The sequence below is a fragment of the Candidatus Saccharibacteria bacterium genome (assembly GCA_016700375.1).
Taxonomy (GTDB): domain Bacteria; phylum Patescibacteriota; class Saccharimonadia; order Saccharimonadales; family UBA4665; genus JAGXIT01.
Window position 1 is genome coordinate 493,944 of record CP065016.1, and the last position, 18,932, is coordinate 512,875.

The 18,932-nt window shown below is 49.5% G+C and carries 19 protein-coding genes; 6 read left to right on the plus strand and 13 right to left on the minus strand.

Features of this window, described 5'->3' with window-relative positions:
* From xseB to IPP75_02660, 5 genes are all read right to left on the minus strand, one after another.
* On the minus strand, positions 1–201 hold the full coding sequence (gene xseB, locus IPP75_02640) for an exodeoxyribonuclease VII small subunit (GenBank protein ID QQS70009.1): 201 nt from the start codon (positions 199–201) through the stop codon (positions 1–3).
* Positions 202–203: 2 nt separating this feature from the next.
* Entirely contained in the window at positions 204–1,352 is a 1,149-nt protein-coding gene (gene xseA, locus IPP75_02645; GenBank protein QQS70010.1) for an exodeoxyribonuclease VII large subunit, read from the minus strand.
* Between the two features lie 87 nt (positions 1,353–1,439).
* Positions 1,440–2,501 (minus strand): flippase-like domain-containing protein, encoded by a 1,062-nt coding sequence (locus tag IPP75_02650; GenBank protein ID QQS70011.1) that lies wholly within the window; start codon positions 2,499–2,501, stop codon positions 1,440–1,442.
* A 34-nt stretch (positions 2,502–2,535) separates the two neighbouring features.
* Positions 2,536–2,799: a type II toxin-antitoxin system mRNA interferase toxin, RelE/StbE family gene (locus tag IPP75_02655; GenBank protein QQS70012.1), complete on the minus strand. Its 264-nt coding sequence runs from the start codon at positions 2,797–2,799 to the stop codon at positions 2,536–2,538.
* A 173-nt stretch (positions 2,800–2,972) separates the two neighbouring features.
* On the minus strand, positions 2,973–3,248 hold the full coding sequence (locus IPP75_02660; protein ID QQS70013.1) for a type II toxin-antitoxin system RelB/DinJ family antitoxin: 276 nt from the start codon (positions 3,246–3,248) through the stop codon (positions 2,973–2,975).
* 70 nt (positions 3,249–3,318) lie between these two features.
* Between IPP75_02660 and IPP75_02665 the strand changes: the two genes are divergently transcribed.
* The 3 genes from IPP75_02665 (at position 3,319) to IPP75_02675 (ending at position 5,817) form a co-directional block, all read left to right on the plus strand.
* Positions 3,319–4,587: a hypothetical protein gene (locus tag IPP75_02665; GenBank protein QQS70014.1), complete on the plus strand. Its 1,269-nt coding sequence runs from the start codon at positions 3,319–3,321 to the stop codon at positions 4,585–4,587.
* A 16-nt stretch (positions 4,588–4,603) separates the two neighbouring features.
* Positions 4,604–5,281 (plus strand): queuosine precursor transporter, encoded by a 678-nt coding sequence (locus IPP75_02670; GenBank protein QQS70015.1) that lies wholly within the window; start codon positions 4,604–4,606, stop codon positions 5,279–5,281.
* 263 nt (positions 5,282–5,544) lie between these two features.
* Entirely contained in the window at positions 5,545–5,817 is a 273-nt protein-coding gene (locus IPP75_02675; protein ID QQS70016.1) for a 50S ribosomal protein L27, read from the plus strand.
* Positions 5,818–5,836: 19 nt separating this feature from the next.
* Here IPP75_02675 and IPP75_02680 read toward each other — a convergent pair whose 3' ends face one another.
* From IPP75_02680 to IPP75_02700, 5 genes are all read right to left on the minus strand, one after another.
* Complete coding sequence (locus IPP75_02680; protein QQS70017.1) at positions 5,837–7,297, minus strand: hypothetical protein; 1,461 nt, start codon at positions 7,295–7,297, stop codon at positions 5,837–5,839.
* A 234-nt stretch (positions 7,298–7,531) separates the two neighbouring features.
* The gene (locus IPP75_02685; protein ID QQS70018.1) at positions 7,532–7,954 is read right to left on the minus strand and encodes a hypothetical protein; all 423 of its coding nucleotides are present in this window, start codon (positions 7,952–7,954) and stop codon (positions 7,532–7,534) included.
* A gap of 140 nt (positions 7,955–8,094) precedes the next feature.
* Entirely contained in the window at positions 8,095–8,487 is a 393-nt protein-coding gene (locus IPP75_02690; protein ID QQS70019.1) for a response regulator, read from the minus strand.
* A gap of 556 nt (positions 8,488–9,043) precedes the next feature.
* A complete protein-coding gene (locus IPP75_02695; protein ID QQS70020.1) occupies positions 9,044–10,684 on the minus strand; it encodes a CTP synthase in 1,641 nt (546 codons plus the stop codon).
* Positions 10,685–10,949: 265 nt separating this feature from the next.
* Positions 10,950–12,167, minus strand: coding sequence for a S41 family peptidase (locus IPP75_02700; protein QQS70021.1), 1,218 nt, complete (start codon positions 12,165–12,167; stop codon positions 10,950–10,952).
* Between the two features lie 225 nt (positions 12,168–12,392).
* Between IPP75_02700 and IPP75_02705 the strand changes: the two genes are divergently transcribed.
* Together IPP75_02705 and IPP75_02710 are read left to right on the plus strand one after the other, a co-directional pair.
* A complete protein-coding gene (locus IPP75_02705; GenBank protein QQS70022.1) occupies positions 12,393–13,241 on the plus strand; it encodes a transposase family protein in 849 nt (282 codons plus the stop codon).
* A 180-nt stretch (positions 13,242–13,421) separates the two neighbouring features.
* Positions 13,422–14,435 carry a peptidoglycan bridge formation glycyltransferase FemA/FemB family protein gene (locus tag IPP75_02710; protein ID QQS70023.1) on the plus strand — a complete coding sequence of 338 codons (1,014 nt, stop codon included), beginning with the start codon at positions 13,422–13,424 and terminating at the stop codon, positions 14,433–14,435.
* Positions 14,436–14,441: 6 nt separating this feature from the next.
* On the opposite strand, the gene IPP75_02715 is transcribed toward IPP75_02710, so the two are convergent.
* Positions 14,442–15,917, minus strand: a complete 1,476-nt coding sequence (locus IPP75_02715) for a C39 family peptidase (protein ID QQS70024.1) — start codon at positions 15,915–15,917, stop codon at positions 14,442–14,444.
* A 111-nt stretch (positions 15,918–16,028) separates the two neighbouring features.
* Here IPP75_02715 and IPP75_02720 point away from each other — a divergent pair, with 111 nt between their 5' ends.
* Entirely contained in the window at positions 16,029–16,994 is a 966-nt protein-coding gene (locus IPP75_02720) for an IS1 family transposase (GenBank protein QQS70025.1), read from the plus strand.
* Here IPP75_02720 and IPP75_02725 read toward each other — a convergent pair.
* Positions 16,991–17,545 (minus strand): hypothetical protein, encoded by a 555-nt coding sequence (locus IPP75_02725; GenBank protein ID QQS70026.1) that lies wholly within the window; start codon positions 17,543–17,545, stop codon positions 16,991–16,993. The two genes, IPP75_02720 and IPP75_02725, sit on opposite strands and share 4 nt — an antisense overlap.
* A 62-nt stretch (positions 17,546–17,607) precedes the next feature.
* Positions 17,608–18,804 carry a CHAP domain-containing protein gene (locus tag IPP75_02730; protein ID QQS70027.1) on the minus strand — a complete coding sequence of 399 codons (1,197 nt, stop codon included), beginning with the start codon at positions 18,802–18,804 and terminating at the stop codon, positions 17,608–17,610.
* Positions 18,805–18,932: the final 128 nt, after the last annotated feature.

Genomic DNA, 18,932 nt, shown 5'->3' on the forward strand with positions numbered 1-18,932 from the left:
CTACGCCTTACTGAGGTGCTTTTTCACCTCATTTTCAGCGTGCCGTAAATAGTCTTCTATCTCTACTATGAGTTTTTTGCCAGCTTCGTGAAGCCGAAGCGCTTCGTCAAGTTGAATGTCTTCTGCCTGCAAATGCGCCAGCACACCTTCGAGCTCTTCGGTCTTGGCTGCGTAGTCAAATTGGGTACTATTTTTATTCATAATTACTCCTTGTTAGTATGTACTGCTTTCACCTGGGATGCTACTTTTCCATCTATAAACTTCACTTCAATGTCACTTCCCGGCCGTAGCTGGCCGGCACGAGTTACCGTTTTTCCGGCAGGTGTTTGCACGAGTGCATAGCCTTGGCCGAGTGGCCGAACCGGGTCATAGGCAGCTAACAGCGTCCGGGCGGTCGTGAGTCGTTGCCGCGCAAGCTGAGCAACTTGGCGAAGCTCCTCGTCGAGTCTTTCAGTCAGCATAACCAAACCAGTGCGGCGGCGCATAATGCTCACCATAAGCTGTTCATCGAGTCGCCGTAGGTAAGCTCGCAGGTGTCGTAGCTCTTCCTTTCTGTCGGGTAGCAGTAATTCTGCGGCATTACTCGGTGTACTGGCACGGCGGTCAGCCGCGAGCTCGGCAAGAGAAACGTCTATTTCGTGGCCAATGGCAACAAGTGTTGGCACACGGCTCCCTGCCACCGCCCGCACAACCTGCTCATCGCTCCACGCCGCCAAGTCATCGGCGCTGCCACCACCGCGAACCATCACTACTACATCTGGTGCTGCATCTGATTCGTTGACACGTTTGAGTGCTGCAACAATTTCTTCTGGGGCTTGCTCGCCCTGCACAAGCACATTGTGGTGGGTAATGTGCAGCCCGCCCCAGCGAGCATTCGAAATCTTCATAAAGTCTGCGTAAGCCGCCGAATCTCCTGCGGTAATAAGCGCGATTCGACGCGGAGGGTACGGCAGCGGGCGCTTGCGGCTTTGGTCAAACAAACCTTCAGCCTCTAGCTTCGCGGCTAGCAAATCTGCTGCCCGCCTAAGTGCTCCCGCACCAACCGGCACAATAGACTGAACCTGAAAACTAAAGTTATAGAGCGGATGCAGCCGCGGTGAGCCCGCCACGCGCACCACTATGCCATCTTCGAGCGGCCCGGGCAGCGCGTATACCGTTGCAAAACACTTTAGGCTCGCCGTTTCGTCTTTGAGGTCAAAGTAGACCCACTTATTTTTACTCACGTGGAAGTTACTCAATTCCCCTTCTATCCCTACAAATGGATATGCAAAATCAAGCGTTTGGTTCAGCGCCACCACAAAATCACTAACAGAAAAAGCAGGATTAACCATTTGCCTGTCACCTGTCACCATGCATTACCAATTATCATGTCACCATTATAAGCGCATCATCGCTACAGGATAAATGATAATCCAATGTAACACGTCACACGTGACATGTTAATCTGGTTTCACTTCAACTGAAGGTGGTTCTTTTTGGCCTAAATGCTCATGGTAGAAGTATGCGCCCGGTATAAGCTGAACGGTCATGGCAAGCATACGGTACATGATGGTCACGGGCAGACTTAACCGAGATGGTATACCAGTTGCCGAAAGCGTCAGCGTCATCAGCCCTTCGTATACTCCTATCCCACCGGGTAAAACGCTGAATAGCCCTGCAAGATTTGCTACCGCGTAGGCCAAAATAACCGACCCTATGTTCACCCATTCACCAAACGCTACATAGACGACATATATCGTTGAAACCTCCCAGAAACTAGCCAGCATAGCCCACATAAGTGGCCGTTTGAGTTTACGCCAGTCGCGTGTCATCAGCATATAGTTCTCGTGCAGGTCGTCAAAAATATGGTGCACTCGATCTATTCTAATTGCATCAGGATGTTTTGGACGTACAATCTTAATAATACGGTTTAGAAGGCTCGTCATATAAGCAAAAAAGCCGGTTATACGACTTTTGCTACTAATAATAAAACCCATACCCAGTGTCGCTATAACTACTACCGTGGCAATTGTACCTGCCATGAGAAGTATGAGGCTACTTATGTGCCCTTGAATCGCTAATGCAAGCACCCCCATAACAATGAGTCCTTCAAAACTAAGGAAGTACAGAATAAGCTTAAAAAGCTGCACGGCCGAAGCCTTCGGCCCAGTAATATCATCACCCTTCATACGCGCGCCAAAGTACGAGATGCCACTGACCCCGGCACTGGGAAATACCGTGTTCACGTAATTCAGGGCTAGTGCACTTTTGTACAGTTCCCTGTACGGTATTTTGTTGCCTACTATGAGAAAGAGGTCACGGTATAACCTGGTCTGCGCATCGTAGTTAAGTGCCTGTATGAGTGGGATGAGCAGCAGCGCCCATATGTGCACCTTAAACAGATTCTCAAACGTTGTCTTGAACTGCCCACGAATCGCCACCACCAATATAATGAGCGCCAACACCGTTACGAGGTTGAGTAACAGTTTCCAGTTACGCCGAAAAAACGAAGGCTCTGCCATAGATATGTAGTATAAGCCTCTAACCCACTCAGCGCTACTTATACAATTGGCTGTGAGTGCCCACGGCTACAAAATATGCCACGGTGTTATCATCGACCAGTTCAAAATGCAACCGTAAGTCTCCGCCAGCGCTAATCGACCAGCATCCTCGCCATTCGCCACTCAGGGCGTGCGGCCTGAGTGAAGCGGCATCAGGATTTTTAAGATACAACGCAACGGCCGCCATTACTTTTGCGCGTTTTTTCAGCGAAAGTTTTGCAAACTGTTTGTCAAAGTCACGGTGAAATTGTACCTGCATAGCGTAAAGAGATTATAACCTGAATCACGAAACTAAAAACACCGTAACCTGTCATCTTGAGCGAAGCAAAGCGAAGTCGAAAGATCTTCTTCTCGCCTGTTAACTACAAGTACAACAACGAGATTCCTCGACTTCGCTCGGAATGACAGGGGTAGAGTTTCGTGATTCACGTATTATAGTGAACGGAGATGCGCGAGAGCGTCTTGTGCGTGCATGGGCGCAGTTATATTACGTCCAGCCTTTCTATCCGCCCGCGCCTGGCGCGTCGCCTGCGCAAGTTCTTCCGTAGGAGTAAGCTCTGGCGCGAGCACTACCCTGCCCTCACGCATAGCTTGCTTGAGGATAATAGTTGCGAATGCATTGACTGTTAGACCCAGTGATTCAGCAAACTGAGCAACCTGCTGCTTAGTCGTTTTATCTGTTCGTATACTGATGATTGCATCACTCATACCAAAAGTATATCAAATGTATGACAAATGTCAATAGTCAATTTCTCTGTTATGCCCTATACTTGCGTGTATGGTAAAAACTGTCTGTATACTTGGGCGGCAGCCGGCTCTTGGGCTGGCAGAGCTGGAAAGTCTCTACGGTGGAGATGCCGTTTCAGACATAGCACCCGGCATAGCCGGACTTATACTTGATATCCGCGAAGTAGATTTTGCGCGTTTGGGCGGCAGCACACGACTAGCAGCAGTCATTGGCGAGGTGCCAAGTAGTAGCTGGAAACAAGTTGAAAAAGCTCTGATAGGACTGGCTAAATCCACCGCATTTACCCTCTCCACCTCTGGGAAATTTCACCTGGGATTGTCTGCCTACGGATTTGACGTGTCACCCGCCAAAATCAATGCTCTGGGGCTAACGCTCAAAAAAGTGCTGCGTGCACGTCACGATGGTTCTGTCAGGCTTGTGCCAAACACCACGGCAGAACTAAGCACCGCACAAGTGTTTCATAGTCATCTTACAGACGAGCATGGCGCCGAACTTTTGATTATTAATTGCCAAAACAAAACTATCATTGCTCGAACAACCGCAGTTCAGGATATAGACGGCTACACCCTGCGCGACCGCGGCCGACCAAAACGCGATGCTCGTGTCGGCATGCTGCCTCCCAAACTCGCGCAAATCATCATTAATCTTGCTGTTGGCGAAGTTAGTTCTTGGCCGGCACAGTTGGATAGTCCCGCGCAAACCACTCGCCCGACTACCCGACTACCCGACTACCCGACTGTTGTCCTCGACCCGTTTTGCGGCACCGGTGTCGTACTACAAGAAGCCTTGCTTATGGGTTACAGCGCTTATGGTACCGACCTCGAACCGCGTATGATTGCGTACTCTGAAGCAAATCTCGACTGGCTCACCGCCAAATACCAAATACTAGATACCAAATACTCCCTCCAAGCTGCCGACGCCACCACCCACCAGTGGCAAATTTCCAAATTCCAGACTCCAAATTCCAAAATTGTTGTCGCCGGCGAAACTTACCTCGGCCGCCCTTTCACCGAACGACCGAGTTCAGCCATCCTCGCTCAAACCATAAGCGAAGTAAATCTTATCCTTAAACGGTTTTTGCAAAACATCCAGCCGCAGTTGCCCCAGGGCAGTCGCTTGTGCCTAGCTGTACCGTGCTGGTTTGATGGCCGCGAGCAAAAGCACCTGCCCTTCCTAGAACATATAAGAGGTATGGGTTTTGAGCGAGTCGCATTTCAGCGTGCAAGTAACGAAGACCTCATCTATCACCGCGAGGGGCAAATAGTCGGCCGTGAACTCGTGACATTACGCCGCACATAAGGTACACTAGGACTCTATGGAGAAATTAACAGGGGTGAGAAAAATGATTCGTCCGGGCGACCTTGTTGTTGCGCTGTATATTTTTGGCATTATGGCTGCTGAACTTATGGGCGCAAAAACATTTGTTATCGGCCACTTGGGCGACTACACACTGCGTGCCAGTGTGGCAATTTTCCTCATGCCGCTCCTCTTTACCCTTACCGATGTCGTTACGGAAGTACGCGGTAAAGAACGCGCCCGCAGTATGGTAGTGTCTGGCCTTGCCGTCATAGTTTTGCTCGTTTTCTACACGGCACTGGCCACTGCCCTCCCGCCGTCGGCTCGTTCGGCCGGGACCGAAGCCTCGTACGACACCGTTTTTCATAACTCTATTCGCATGTCTATTGCCAGTCTGATTGCCTTTGCGTCTTCGGCTTTTCTAGATATAGCCATCTTTGCGAAACTACGCGCCCGCATGCACAAACGCGCCCTTTGGTTCCGCAACAACGCTTCAAACTTCATCTCTCAGTTCGTTGATTCGCTCGTGTTCCTTACGGTTGCTTTTTACGCCCTTGGTGAAACGCTTGGCCAGAACATATCGTTTATATTTGGCCTGCTCCTACCCTACTGGCTACTTCGATGTGCAATGTCGCTCCTTACAACACCAATCGTCTATGCCGGCGTTCGATTACTGCGCAGCGACAAAGCGCGCTAGTACCGTTGACTTTCAGGGGTAGTTTCCGGTATAATTCCCCAAGATTGAGGTAAGAACTGTCAAAGCGACCGTACTTCCTCTTTATTTTAATAATTTATAAGCGTTACCAAACCACTGTTAAGGTCTGTCCACAGACGAGTGCAGTGCAAGGCGCCGCGGTGAAGCGCGCAGCGAGCCGTACTAAAGGTACGGTGAGCGAGCACTACCACCCGGCAACGCAGCAATGTGCCGTCTGTGGTCGACCGCACATCCAGGAGAATACTATGTCACATGTTAAAGCCGGTGGTACTTCCAAGAATACGCGCGATAGCGTCGGTCAGCGCCTTGGCGTCAAGCGCTTTGGAGGCCAGGTCGTCAAAAACGGCGAAGTTATTGTTCGCCAAGTTGGCGCCACCAAGCGTGCCGGTACTGGTACGACCATGAGCCGCAACTTTACCATTCACGCCGCCAAAGACGGCACCGTAAAAATGCAAAGCCGCAAAGTCCGCACCTTCTCCGGCCGCTCCGTCCGCCGCACCGAAGTTACTGTAGAATAATCAATTTGACAGCACTTGTTTACAGCCTTGCGAGCGTACGCGGATCAATTTGTTGCGCACTATAAAGTGCCTTATCATTACCATATACAAGTCGTGAGGCGACAACATAAGCAAGTCCTTCGTGTATACGATAAACAGGCATTGTTCCTTTGAGCCCATCACTTAGTTCTTCCTCAGCGGCGATATCTCTATAGTACGTAACCGGCAAGTCGTAGCCAGCGCCAGTGCCAGCGACCATGTCGGCTGCAAGCTGCGTAATAAGCTCACTTGTGCTTTTTTGTTCACCGTTTATATATGCATACCCGCCCCCTGCTCCTTGCCATGTTGCACCTCGAGGAAGTACAAGCTGACCAAGCTTTGGTGTTTCACTCGTATACGTAGCGTTGCCTAAGCGCGTAAAGCCAGGCAAACGCCTGCTTACGCCTGTGCCACCCTTTGACACCACCCCCTGCTTAGTTTGATCATACTGCGCTTCACCAGGCTGGTTATACCCAGGTTGAGTGTCATTACTAAATAGTTCCCTACGAGCACTCACGTATGGCAGTATTGCTTGCCTGTATGCTTCCCTAGTTGAACGCTGTGCCTCAGTTAGGGCAGCGTAAGCTTTTGTCCTTTCCGCCATTGCTGCGCTGTATGCCTGAGGACCCCTACCGGCCGCATCAGAAAGAGCAGCATCCGCTCTCGCAATATCGGCACTGTGGGCGTGCCTAATTTCATCAAGCTTACCCTTGAAAGGTGCTGCTATGGTCTGGAAAGCTGGGTCATCCTCAATAGCCTGAAAGCGTAGTTCTTTACTCGGTACAAGAGCATCAACTGGCCGTGCATCTTCTGGCTGACTAGCTGGGCTGTCCTGTACCTTCTCTGCTGAACCAAATTTTGCCCATGTGCCGTTTCCGCCCTCAGCACTCATACGCAAGCCGCCATCGGGATTGGCGGTAAACGTAATATGTTCCCTTGAGGTTGCATTACCGTATCCTTCAGCTTTCGGCCACATTGCAGTAGCATCTACAAAATGTTCCTCATTTTTACGGCCAAGGCGCAACACCCCTGCACGCGGGTCAAGCCATTGGGGAGAAGATGATGGCGCAATCGCCATCTTGCCATTTTCATCAGATTGCAATCCTGCCAGTGCGTAATAAATGGTGTTTTCTGGGGTTTTGCAGGCAAGAACTGCAAAATTTAAGGCTCCGACAAGTTTTTCCGTTGGCTCATCCCATTTTGTAGGGATACCGACTTCAGCAACGACCGTAATGGTGGTTCCATCCTGCAGAATCGATGGTTGATTAATATCTTCAGAGGGGTACAAAGACACGTCTGGGTTAATATCATAGGCGGCCCCAGTCTGAAGTTTATCCAAGCTAAACATATGCTGAAGCTCAAGCTGCTCTTGTGGAGTACTTGCCGTTTGGGTAAGATTAGCAGCGGCCGGGTTTGGACCTTCCATTACTGCGACTGGTGAATACGGAGATTGTTCGCTCATTTTTTGTTTTTTTCCTGAATATAATAGTAGCACAAGCTTTATAATAAGTCAATTAAGTTTTTTGTTACTATTAACCTGCCCCGCCTTATTTTAAGATGAGAAGATGTTCTATGTTTACAAGACCAGAGCGCCTCTAGGAAGTTCTCTTAGAGTATTGAGTGCCTACATGTATAGGTTAGTGCTTACCTAAATCTTTATTAGCGTGGTATTCATTCGTGTCACGAATTATCGGTATTATTTTTTAAATAGACGTGTAGCTAGTCTACCTATTTTTTTTGGCGTACTTCCACTTTGTGCAGCTCCAGTTCGCTCGGAAGCGACTGCTGCTGCTTGTGTACGTGCCGCGTCTTCCTCCAACGCCCGGCCATGAACTATATCCATCACATCTTTTGGCGCTGCCTTGAAAAACATTGTTTTGCTGCTGGTCGGATGCGTAACGGAATAGTCATTTCCTGTCTGGGAAATTCGCTTTCCCTGTACATCATATACAGGCTGCCCTCCGGCAAGCGCGCTCCATGCCTGTGTAGCCGCCGCACGGGCATCATCACCCGCAGCATGAAGCGCATGGGCCTCTCCCTGAAGTCTTTGCATTTCATCGGCAGCCATTTCAGCAGCCATTTGTGCCCCTGTTAATACTGGTTGTGTTTCTGAAGTCATTTCTTTTCCTTTTGAATTAGTTTTTAAACTGATTATCATATTAGCATAAGTTTTTTAATAAGTCAATATTAGGATTAATGTATTGTTGGTATTACATGAAAAAGCCCCTTGTGCGGGGGCTTTTGAATACACGTGTTTGATTATACGCCGAGGTGGAATTTTATGCGGTCTACGACGTCGCTCATGACAACTTGGCTTTTTACCATGTAGTCATCTACGCCAAGGCCTTGGGCACGCTGCTTATCGCTTTCCTGGCTGAGTGCTGTGAGCATGACTATCTTTAGGTTAGCCGTTTCAGGGGTGTTACGCAGTATGTCCAGCACGTCAAAGCCGCTAATTTTGGGCATCATGGCATCGAGAACTACGAGGTTTGGTTTATAGTCTTTGGCTGCAGCCAGAGCCTCTTCTCCGTTTGCCACGCGGCGAATGTCGAACCCTTCGGCCTGTAAACGCGTTAAATAGGTGCTCGCAAGAGCATCATCGTCCTCTACAAGCAAAATCTTTTTCGGTTTTGGTACTGCTGTATCATCCATACTGCTAATGGTACTTGCATGAGAGACATGAGTCAAGAGACACATGAGAACAGAGTTAAGAGCGCGGCCGTAGGCCGCCAGAAATCATCGCGAAGCGATACAGCTAGAAATGGCACTCTGGAGCAATCCCGGCATGGCTGTTGTGGCTCGCTACAACAAATGCAAAAATGCGACGTGGCAGTGTTTTTGCGTTGTAGCATGTCACAACAGCCACAGAGATTGTGGAAGCCGTGCCGAGGTTTTCTGCTTCTCTTTTGTCGGCACAAAAGAGAAGTCGTAGTGCGGGCGCGAAAGCCCGCATTTGCTTTTGAAAACAGAAGGCCCCAGTCACCTGGCAGTCCGTGAACTGCCGGAACGTGACTGAAAGTTTAGTGAGACTGTAAGGGATAGTGGGCGCACAAACCTCGATGGCTACGTATGGATGCTGAAATTAATTCAGCATGACAAAACACAGAAAAACATGGATTCCCAGCCGGAATTTCCCCTCAACTTGACTAAAGGGCGGGAATGACAAGATTGGGATGAAAATAACAAGCGTGCAGGGGTTATTGGTTGATTACTTCTTGAGTGCGGCGATGAAACCCTGAAACATAGGGTGCGGGCGGTTGGGGCGACTCTTGAACTCAGGGTGGTACTGGCTTGCCATAAGAAACGGATGGTCCACACCCTCAATTACTTCTACAAGACCGTTATCTGGGTTCATGCCGCTGGCACGAATACCCCAGCTTTCGTACTCGGAAACGTATTTCCCCATAGCCTCATAGCGGTGCCTGTGCCGCTCCACAATATCCTGAGTGCCGTATAGTTTCGCCGCAAGACTACCTGCTTCAAAGTGGCAGACATAGTCGCCAAGCCGCATGGTGCCACCGGTGTTTTCTTTGCCCTTCTGCCCTTCCATGGTATCTATAACCGCCGCCGTAGTATCCGGGTTAACCTCGGTTGTATTTGCATCTTCATAACCGTGCAGTCGGGCTGCGGCAATCACCATCATATGTAGGCCATAGCAAAGCCCAAGATACGGCAGTTTGTGCGTCAGCGCATACTGCGCTGCCCGAATTTTCCCCTCGACACCGCGCGTACCAAACCCACCGGGCACTACAATACCATCAACTTTCGCAAGTTCAGCCGCAACTTCATCGTCACTAGCAGTCTCGAGCTTTGGCGCATCTATCCACTGTATATCAACTGCCACATCGTTTGCCCATGCTGCGGCCCGTACGGCCTCAAACACAGACATATATGTGTCTGAGTTATCGAGGTATTTCGCAACCACGCCTACTCGAACCGTCTGGCTCGGCTTAGAAACCGCTTTGTCCACAACCGCGCGCCATTCGCGCAGGTCTGGCTTGGTGACATCGAGCGATAGTTGCTCGCTAATGACATCGGCAATCCCTGTATCTTCGAGAGTAAGAGGGACTTCATAAATACTATCGGCATTTGGCAGCAGCGCGATTGCCTCTGGTTTTACGCCCGTAAAAAGGCTTAGTTTTTCTTTGACACTCACCGGCGCAGCATCTTCACTGCGACACACGAGTATATCTGGGGCAATACCCAGCCCGCGCAGCTCGCGTACAGAATTCTGTGCAGGTTTACTTTTGAACTCATGACTCGCACCGAGATATGGCATATACACCACATGAACAAATAGACAGTTATCACTACCGACGCGCATACCGAGTTCCCGTATGGCCTCCACAAACGATAGGCTTTCATAGTCCCCCACCGTACCGCCAATCTCGACAATATGTACATCAAACCCCTCAGACGCCTTCAGTATGTGGTCCTGAATGGCTCGGGTGACATGGGGGATAATTTGTACGGTGTTGCCGCCAAATTTGCCGCTCCGTTCTGCCTCAATTACACCCAGCAGTACACGGCCGCTCATAAGTGAGCTTTCGCGGGTAAGTTCTTGGTCAAGAAAGCGTTCGTAGTGACCGAGGTCGAGGTCTGTTTCAGCCCCATCTTTGGTAACAAAACATTCACCGTGCTCGCGCGGGTTGAGCATGCCGGCATCGACATTCAAATACGGATCACATTTTTGGAGGTTTACCGAGAGTCCGCGAGCTTTTAAGAGGTTTCCAATGGAGGCTGCCGTAATGCCCTTGCCGAGCCCCGAAAGCACACCACCTGTTACAAACACAAACTTCGTTTGCTTCTCACTCACGCTTCTAAACTCCCCGTTTATCCCACCAATCATACGCTGTTTTAGCCGCTAGCGCAACACGGACTTAATGACCAAGCCATTCATCAATAACTAATGATTGGATGAGCCTTCGTTGTTCGAAATCCCAAATGACAAGTTCCAAATGACAAACAAATTCCAATATTCAAAACTTAAGATTCCAAACAAAAAGGTACAGGTGACTTTACTTATCGCTGCTGCTCATTTTGGAATTTAGGATTTGAAATTTCGGTATTGTTTGGAATTTGTTATTTGGAACTTGAAAGTTTCTCGTAGAGAGTTACTGTCCCAACCAGCTTTGGGCGGCTTGGAGCTGAACGTCGTTTTTGTTCTTAATATCTTCTTCGCTAGGCTTCACTTCCTGGTCGGGCTTCACGCCGGTCTTGTCTATGTTGGTACCTTTCGGGGAGTACCACCGACCAATTGTCACCTTTAGCGAACTGCCATCGTCAAACGAAACTAGTTGCTGCACCACACCTTTGCCATAACTTTTTTCACCGACAATCCGAGCACCGGCTTCATCGCGCAGGGCGAGTGCCACAATCTCTGAGGCAGAAGCCGAGCCACCATTCATAAGCACAACCGTCTTTACGCCCTTCAGAGGCGACAGACTGCCCGAAACCGCGTCGGTGGCGTACGTGGTATTACCGCGGCGTTGCTGCACGACTGTCTGACCGTTTTTTAGCCACAAACCACTTATGCCGACAGCCGCAGAAACCTCACCGCCCGGGTTATCCCGAAGGTCTAAAATTACCTTGTTTACGCCAGCTTCACGAAATGATTGGGCAACCTTTAGGGCGAGCTCGTCGGTGTCATCACTAAACTGGCTCACCTGCATATAGCCGATGTTACCCTCGAGAATTTTCGATTCTACCGACGGAACATGTATGGTGTCGCGCGTAATTGTAAAATCGAGTTGCTGTTTCTTGTCGCGCACAATGGTCAACTTTACTTTTGTGCCTTTGGGCCCCCGTATCTTTAGCACCGCCTCTGTTGCGGTAAGTCCATAGCTGCTCTTGTCGTCTATGGTGGTAATGATGTCTTTTGCGCGTAAGCCAGCTGCCTCGGCCGGTGAGCCACTCAGCGGTGCCACAATCACGATGTTGCCGTCCTGGTCGAGCTCCAGCTTCGCCCCTACCCCACTAATGGTACCCTGCAAATCATTATTAAACTCTTCTGCCTCTTTTGCGGTAAAGAATTCAGTGTATGGGTCTTTTGTACTGGTTGCAAGACCGTGCTTCAAGCCGTTTAAAACCTGTTCTTCGCTCAGTTTGCCGTCGTAATTCTCTTTGAGGGCCTGATAGACCTTGTCTACCTGAGAGTAGTCAAACGTCTTGGGTAAGTCAGTCCGAGAAGTATACGGCTGACGCACCGGTAACAGACCGCTTTGCCCCATAAACACCCCACCAGCAAATACGGCCAGTAGCACCCACAAGCCCGCCAGCCGCTGCCATGTGAAAATATGCCCCGCTTTTACCTTCTTCTGTGCATTTTGCATGTAGTTAGTAGTATACCCAAACACCCCAACTTTCTGAAATTTTCAGCCAGAGATTTCCTGGGACAAAACCATGAATAACCGACGAAGCATCTCTGGATATGGTGAGAAGGTTAGGTGTAAAATCCCCGAGCGTTATTTAACTTTCTAGACAACCAAAGTAGCCTCCTCCATGGTAAAAGTTAGAGTACAACCAACTAACTAACCCAACGAGAGGAGACTACCACTATGGTAGTACATAAACGAACACGGCTCATGCCGTTTCAACGTAAAGCATTGGCAGAGGATTATTTTGTCCTCAACTTACGTAAGAAAGATCTCATTGCCAAATATGGGGTGTCCTACCCCACTATACAAAAGATCCTCACTCGGGCTCGGCGGGATGACTACAGCCTGCACGTCAGTACTAACAAACGCTACCAATGCCTGGAGTACGGCTTAAAGCGGCTGGGCAAAATTGAGCGATCAATCCAAGATAAACTAGCCCGGACTGCCAAACGTTACGAGAAAGACTATCCAGGCGAGATGTTGCATATGGATACTAAACGTCTACCACTACTTACGGGCGAAACGAAGCTGGACGGCCATGAATATCTGTTTGTGGCTATTGATGACTACTCAAGAGAGCTGTACGTTGGTATCTACCCCGACAAGAGCATGTTCAGTAGCGCGGATTTCCTCAGTACTGTACTGGCTCAATGCCCCTATGGTATTGAACGAATCTTAACCGACAATGGCACCGAGTACAAAGGCCGTTACGGTGAACATGCTTTCATGAAAGCCTGTGGCGAGGCTGGCATCACCCAGAAGTTCACCAAAGTGAAGTGTCCGCAGACGAATGGCAAAGCCGAACGAGCCATCCGAACACTAATGGAGAGCTGGCATAACGCCGAGGTATTTAACAGTCGTGAGGAGCGAGCCAAAGCCCTTACCAGGTTTGTGAATTACTACAACTGTGTACGCCCACACAAAGGCATTGACAAGGCGACGCCGCTCGAGCGACTATGTGAGTACTTTTACCAGTACGAGCGGCCTATGAAGGAAGCTGGAAAAGTTAAACAACGCGAGGTTTTCTAACAGGTTAGGCATGGTTTTGACCGGAAAGAATGGGTGAAAAATCGGAAAGCTGGGGTGTTTGGGTATATACATGTTCGTTCAGCCAGATGCGAGCATGGCCGGCTCCGTGGCCGCAGTAGTGTCAGATACTTCGTACGTGAGCAGGCTTGACGAGGGCGAAGCTCGTGTACAATAGTACCCATGGGCGTTTATACTATCCAGCGATGTTCTGTAGAGGACTACGAGGCCGCCAGCCAGTCATATCTCGGTAATCAGCATGGACCGGTCACCTTCTTACAAGCACCGTTTTATGGCAGGTTGCAGGAGAATAGCGGCAAAGAAGTCGTTTATATTCGTATATTGAAGCAAGCGGAACTCCTTGGCTTTGGACTTGGGGTTATCTACAGCGCTCCGGGCGGGCTCAAGTTTCTATACTGTCCGTACGGGCCAATTTCTACAGAGTGGCCGCCTGAACTCGTGGCAGACCTTGAAGTTTTTTTCCGATCCCTCGCCGATAAGCTCGGCTGTACATTTGTCCGTATCGACAGCGACGAAGTGAAGTCTACCGCTGTAAAAAAACCAATCCCAAGTAAAATTGCCCGAACAGCCAGTCTGCAACCACGCGCTGAATTGGTGCTAGACATTTCTCCAGAGGAAGAAACTATTTGGATGGGGTTTCACAAGCACGCCCGTTACAATGTACGCCTTGCGGAACGGGCAGAAGCAAACATAGCCGTTCTGAAACCAAGCGAAGCACCGCTGGAAACGTTTTATTCCCTCATGAAAACCACTGGCGAGCGCGACAGTTTTGGCATATTCAACAAAGACTACTACGAATCCTACTTAAAAACCCTCAGCGATGATGAAGGATTTGTGGTGCTTGTCAGCATAGATGGTAAACCAGCCGCAACCGGACTTTTCGTACTCTACGACAAGCAAGCTCACTATGTTTTTGCCGGCTCTAGCAATGACTTTCGCAAGATTGCACCCGCCTACAGCGTCATATGGGCGGCTGTGAAGGAGGCCAAAAAACGCGGTTGCACGCTACTAAACTTTGGTGGTGTGACGGACGATGTAAAGGGCCATGACCTCGGCGGTGTGACCGGGTTCAAAAAACGCTTTGGCGGCTACCGCATCGAACATGCTAACCCTGTAGATTTCGTTTGTAAGACCGCACACTATGCGATGTTCAAACTTTATAAGCTGCTGCGTTAAACGGGGCTAGTACACAACAAGTATTTGGCGCCCACCGCCATTCATGCTTGCCCGTAGCGCCTCTGCACTCAGATAAACGCTCCCCCGAAGCGGGTCGTGCAGGAAAAACCCTATTGGATTTTCTGCGGTTCCTTCAACCCCGTATACCAATCGTACGTGCTGGTTTTTGGCCGCATGGACGACACCACTTGTTGCCGTGTTCCAGCTGTCGTCCACTGCTGTCCAGCCCATAACACCCCACATAACGACTGGCCGGCCGGCATGGATAGCCGAAGCAACACTGCTAGCTGAAGGATAGTATATAACGTCTGCACTGCGACCATATGACTGTGCTGCCTTCGCGACAGGTCCCGCATATACTCCCCAGCCAGTAACATTTAGCCTGCCGTTCACGTCACCAACAAACTCAACATTTGGGTCCTGCCACGTATTGGTAGCCATGTCCCTTGGCTGCGGTGCATAGCCAATTTTGGTAAGAATATCCATGTCGCTGGCACTTATCCCGTAGTACGCAAGTGCCATACGCAATGAAGCTGCCTCACAGCTTAGTGAATACGCCTGACGATAGTACGGAACCGCAAGTTTACGTACGGGCGGCACTGTTGTGAACTGCCTGCTATAGGCACCCCCGGTCAATCCGAATACGGGTTTAATCCCCACCGAAACGCCGTAAGTATATGTTGTCTGCTCGCTCAAGCCAGACACTTTATAGGTCATGGTACTCCCTGACCAGCTAAAACTTCCTGCAGCATGTGGCTGTATATAAAACGCGTTCTCAGCGCTGCTTCGGTCGACCGCCTGGTCAAAACTAAGGCTTAATGAGGTAGTGAGTGGCACACGAGTTCCCGATGGTGATGCACTCACAACCTTTACGTTTCCCGGCGTTTGCGCGTAAAAAACTTTCTCTGCCGTAATAACACCGCCGCGCATAGAGGTTGTGCCAGCAGCAACTTTGTATGAGTATGTTGTACCAGGCACAACTAAGCTTGTGGTGAAACTGTACTGACGCTTAGTTTGCCAAGCGCCCTTTCCGGGCATGGCAAACTGGACACTGTTTTCAGTAGCAGCCATATCTTGGTCGAAGTCGAGTGTAATTGTCTGATTTGGGCTAATGTAGCCAGTGACGTTGGCTGAAACACGCGGCTCCGCCACTGTCGTAAAAGCAAAAACCGCAACAACTTGCTTTTCGCTGCTCTGCTTCGTGTCCCGCACCTCTGCATGGTATGACTTACCCTGCTCTAGCGGACCCGTCAGTTTCCACCGAAAGAGAACGTCATCTCGACTAGATGGCTTCGGCGACACCACGGGTATATCACCACTTAAGACAAGTTTTCTCAGCCCTTTATTAGGTGCGCTCAGACGAACAGAAACTTCACTATTTTGACGCACAAACTCGGCATTTTTTGCCGGAGTTTGAGCCGTGATTCGAGGCGCGCGCTCCGTGACGACCTGAACAGTCTGCTCGCTGGGAGTGTTGCTCATAATAGGCTTAAGTCACATTTCGGGTTGCTGCTAATGCTTACTTTCAACTAAAACGGACAGGCTCGCTGTTCATAGTATCCTAAGGTTGCAAAACTAATTAGGAGAAAAACTATGAGAGCGAAACGCTGTCCGTTTTTTCATTGTACCAACGTAAAGAAGAATGGTATACGCCGTGGCTTACAACGCTATGTTTGTGAAGATTGCGGTGCATCATGGCAAAGTAAACCACGACCAGACAGACGTCTAAAAAAACTCTGGCATCAGTATGCATTTGATGGCCGAACAGTCCGTGATCTCGCCCGTTCGCATAAGGTCGGTGAGACACGTATACGATCATGTCTCGCTGCATATGTGCCACCAGCTATTGTCCACAAGCCTCGTGTGGTTGCCGTCGTCATGGATGTCACCTACTTTGATGGCTGGGGTATGTTAGTCGTTATTGACCCTACTGCGAATACAGCCCTGGGCGAGAACACTGTCCTCTACTATGCCGTTCTGGAGGGGACAGAGCGAACCAGGGATTATGAGGTCGCAACAGATACACTTGAGTCCTTAGGCTACTGCATCATCATGGCAACCATTGACGGGCGTAGAGGCGTGAAGACAATGCTAGAAGATCATGCCATACCTGTACAGTACTGTCAGTTTCATCAACTCATGGCTATGACCAGATGCCTCACTCGTCGACCCAGGCTTGCGCAGAACGTTGCACTGAGACACATAGCACTTACCCTCACGAGAACTGACATCACCACGTTTGCAGCTGCCTTGGCGGATTGGTACGAACAGTACGGCTCATGGCTCAAAGAGCGAGATGACATAACAGGAAGATACGCTCATGAACGTACCAGGCGAGCCTACTTCAGCCTCGTCCGCAACCTGGACAATTTGTTTACCTACCAGCACGACTACATGCAAGCGTACCAACGAGATACTGGCAAGAACCCAGCCAATACCACCAACGCATTAGAAGGTAGATTTGGTGTCTGGAAAGACAGGCTAACCGCACACAGAGGAACCTCAAAACAGCGTACAATTACAATCCTCCGTAGTTTCTTCTCTGAGAGAACAGATTAACTGAGCCACCCGAAATGTGACTTAAGCCTCATAATATCGGCTGTTGGCTCTACCTTTTTGAGCTGAAGATGCAACACCGAGTTTGGCGCAAGCATTGCTTTGGGGGTAAATACCAGCGCTCGCACGCCACCAAGCTGTTTTTCGAACGTCCACGTACCATCAATGTGTTCCTGCCAGCTATACCGCAACCCGCTTTTGACTGGGCGAGTAAAGACGATTCGTATAGGTTCATTTATGGCATGATTAACAATGTGGTCTGCTCGAACGGTCTGATGAGCATAAGCAATACTGCTTGAAACTCCTATGTACCCCACCATAATACCAAGGAATAGTCCGGCATAGAACAATCCTCTTTTTTGACTAGCGAAAATAGGGCTAATCTTGTGAAAATTCTGTGTGGTTCGTTGTATTAGCTGCTTTCCGAAATCCCTTTTTCCTTGGCTCGGCTTTTTTGATTGTATAACGCTACTTGTAGTTGTTTCGCTCGACAAACTAACCCGCCGGACATGAATACGTTTTGCTCTACTTTTTTGTATAACTGGTATTTGCACGGTACGTCGCTCCTGCGAGAGGTACTAGGTTTTTTGTGTGTTTGCGCAAGTAAAAAGCGCGGCTACATCTCATCAAAATAGATATACGTCAAGTTCGATGCCATGCCAGCGCTAACCAGCATTTCGCTATAATTGCCTCGGAAATCGTAGTTGAATTGGCTAATCCAGATTGAGCCATCGGCATTCACTGCTTCGACCCACATGACGTGACCATAGTATCCGACGTTCCAGACAGCAACCGAACCGGCACGAGGCGTCGAGCCTGTTGGGATCCCTGCACGAGCAGCGTTACCTGGCCACTGGTTTGCATTGCCGACGCCACCCCAATAGGGCATATACCCGTAGGTGCTATATACTTTCCATGACGTGTAGCTCACGCATTCGCGGTTATACATGCCCCAGTTATCTATCGTGTTATCGAGTGGGTAATTAGTTCCCCAGCTACCGCTCCAGGGGCTGGGAGACGATGCAGGATAACCACCCCGTGAAGAATCGCCCGCAACAACCCCGCTGACTGTGCCACCAGTTAAACGACGATTTGCTGCAGCTTGCTCCGCACGAAGCTGTGCCACCCTGCTGTTATTTGCTTTTATTTGTGCATCATAGGCTGCTTGTTGCTGCTCGTTAAGATTGAGCAGCTCCCACTGCTTAGCCCGGTCGGCATTGAGCTGTCCTTGCTGAATTTGCATATCTTTAATAAGCGTTTCCACCTTGGCCTTTTGTACCTGGAGTTGTTTTTGCAGTTCGGCAATTTTTTTCAGCGTATCTTGCAGCTTATTCTGTACACGAGACCGATATTCTTGCTTATCGACATAGTCACTGAAATCACGACTACTCGCAAGCATTTCCAGTGAGCTCGGTGTGCCATCGACATACATTGCCTTTACATCTTCGGCGAGAATAGCCCGCTGACGATCTATTTCACCCTGCGCTTCGGCAATTTGCTTTTGGAGTTGGGCTTGCAAATCCATATTTGCGTTTATTGATGCCTGTAAGCCATCAATTTGCTGCTGAAGTTTCTGTATAGCATCTGAGTAGCCCTGCGCTACAAGCTCAAGGTCGGTCAATGCAGAACGATTTGCTTCATTTTGTTGCGTAAGCGCATTGATTTGCGCCTGGTAATCCTCTGCCCACACATACTGACGCCATGCCGGCATAGCAGCGCCCATCGCAAATATAAGGCTACTCACCACCAGTAAACCAACCCGTGCAGGATGAGATAAATGACGTGAAACAGACTGAGAGACTTTTTTTTGCATGCGTTTATGTGTTGTAACGAACATGCTTATGATATCACACTTCTTCACTACTAGCAACCCTCCGTATATTCGATAGAATGTTGTGATTTTGTATATATTTCGTCTATACAGTAGGTGTACGCTGGGCC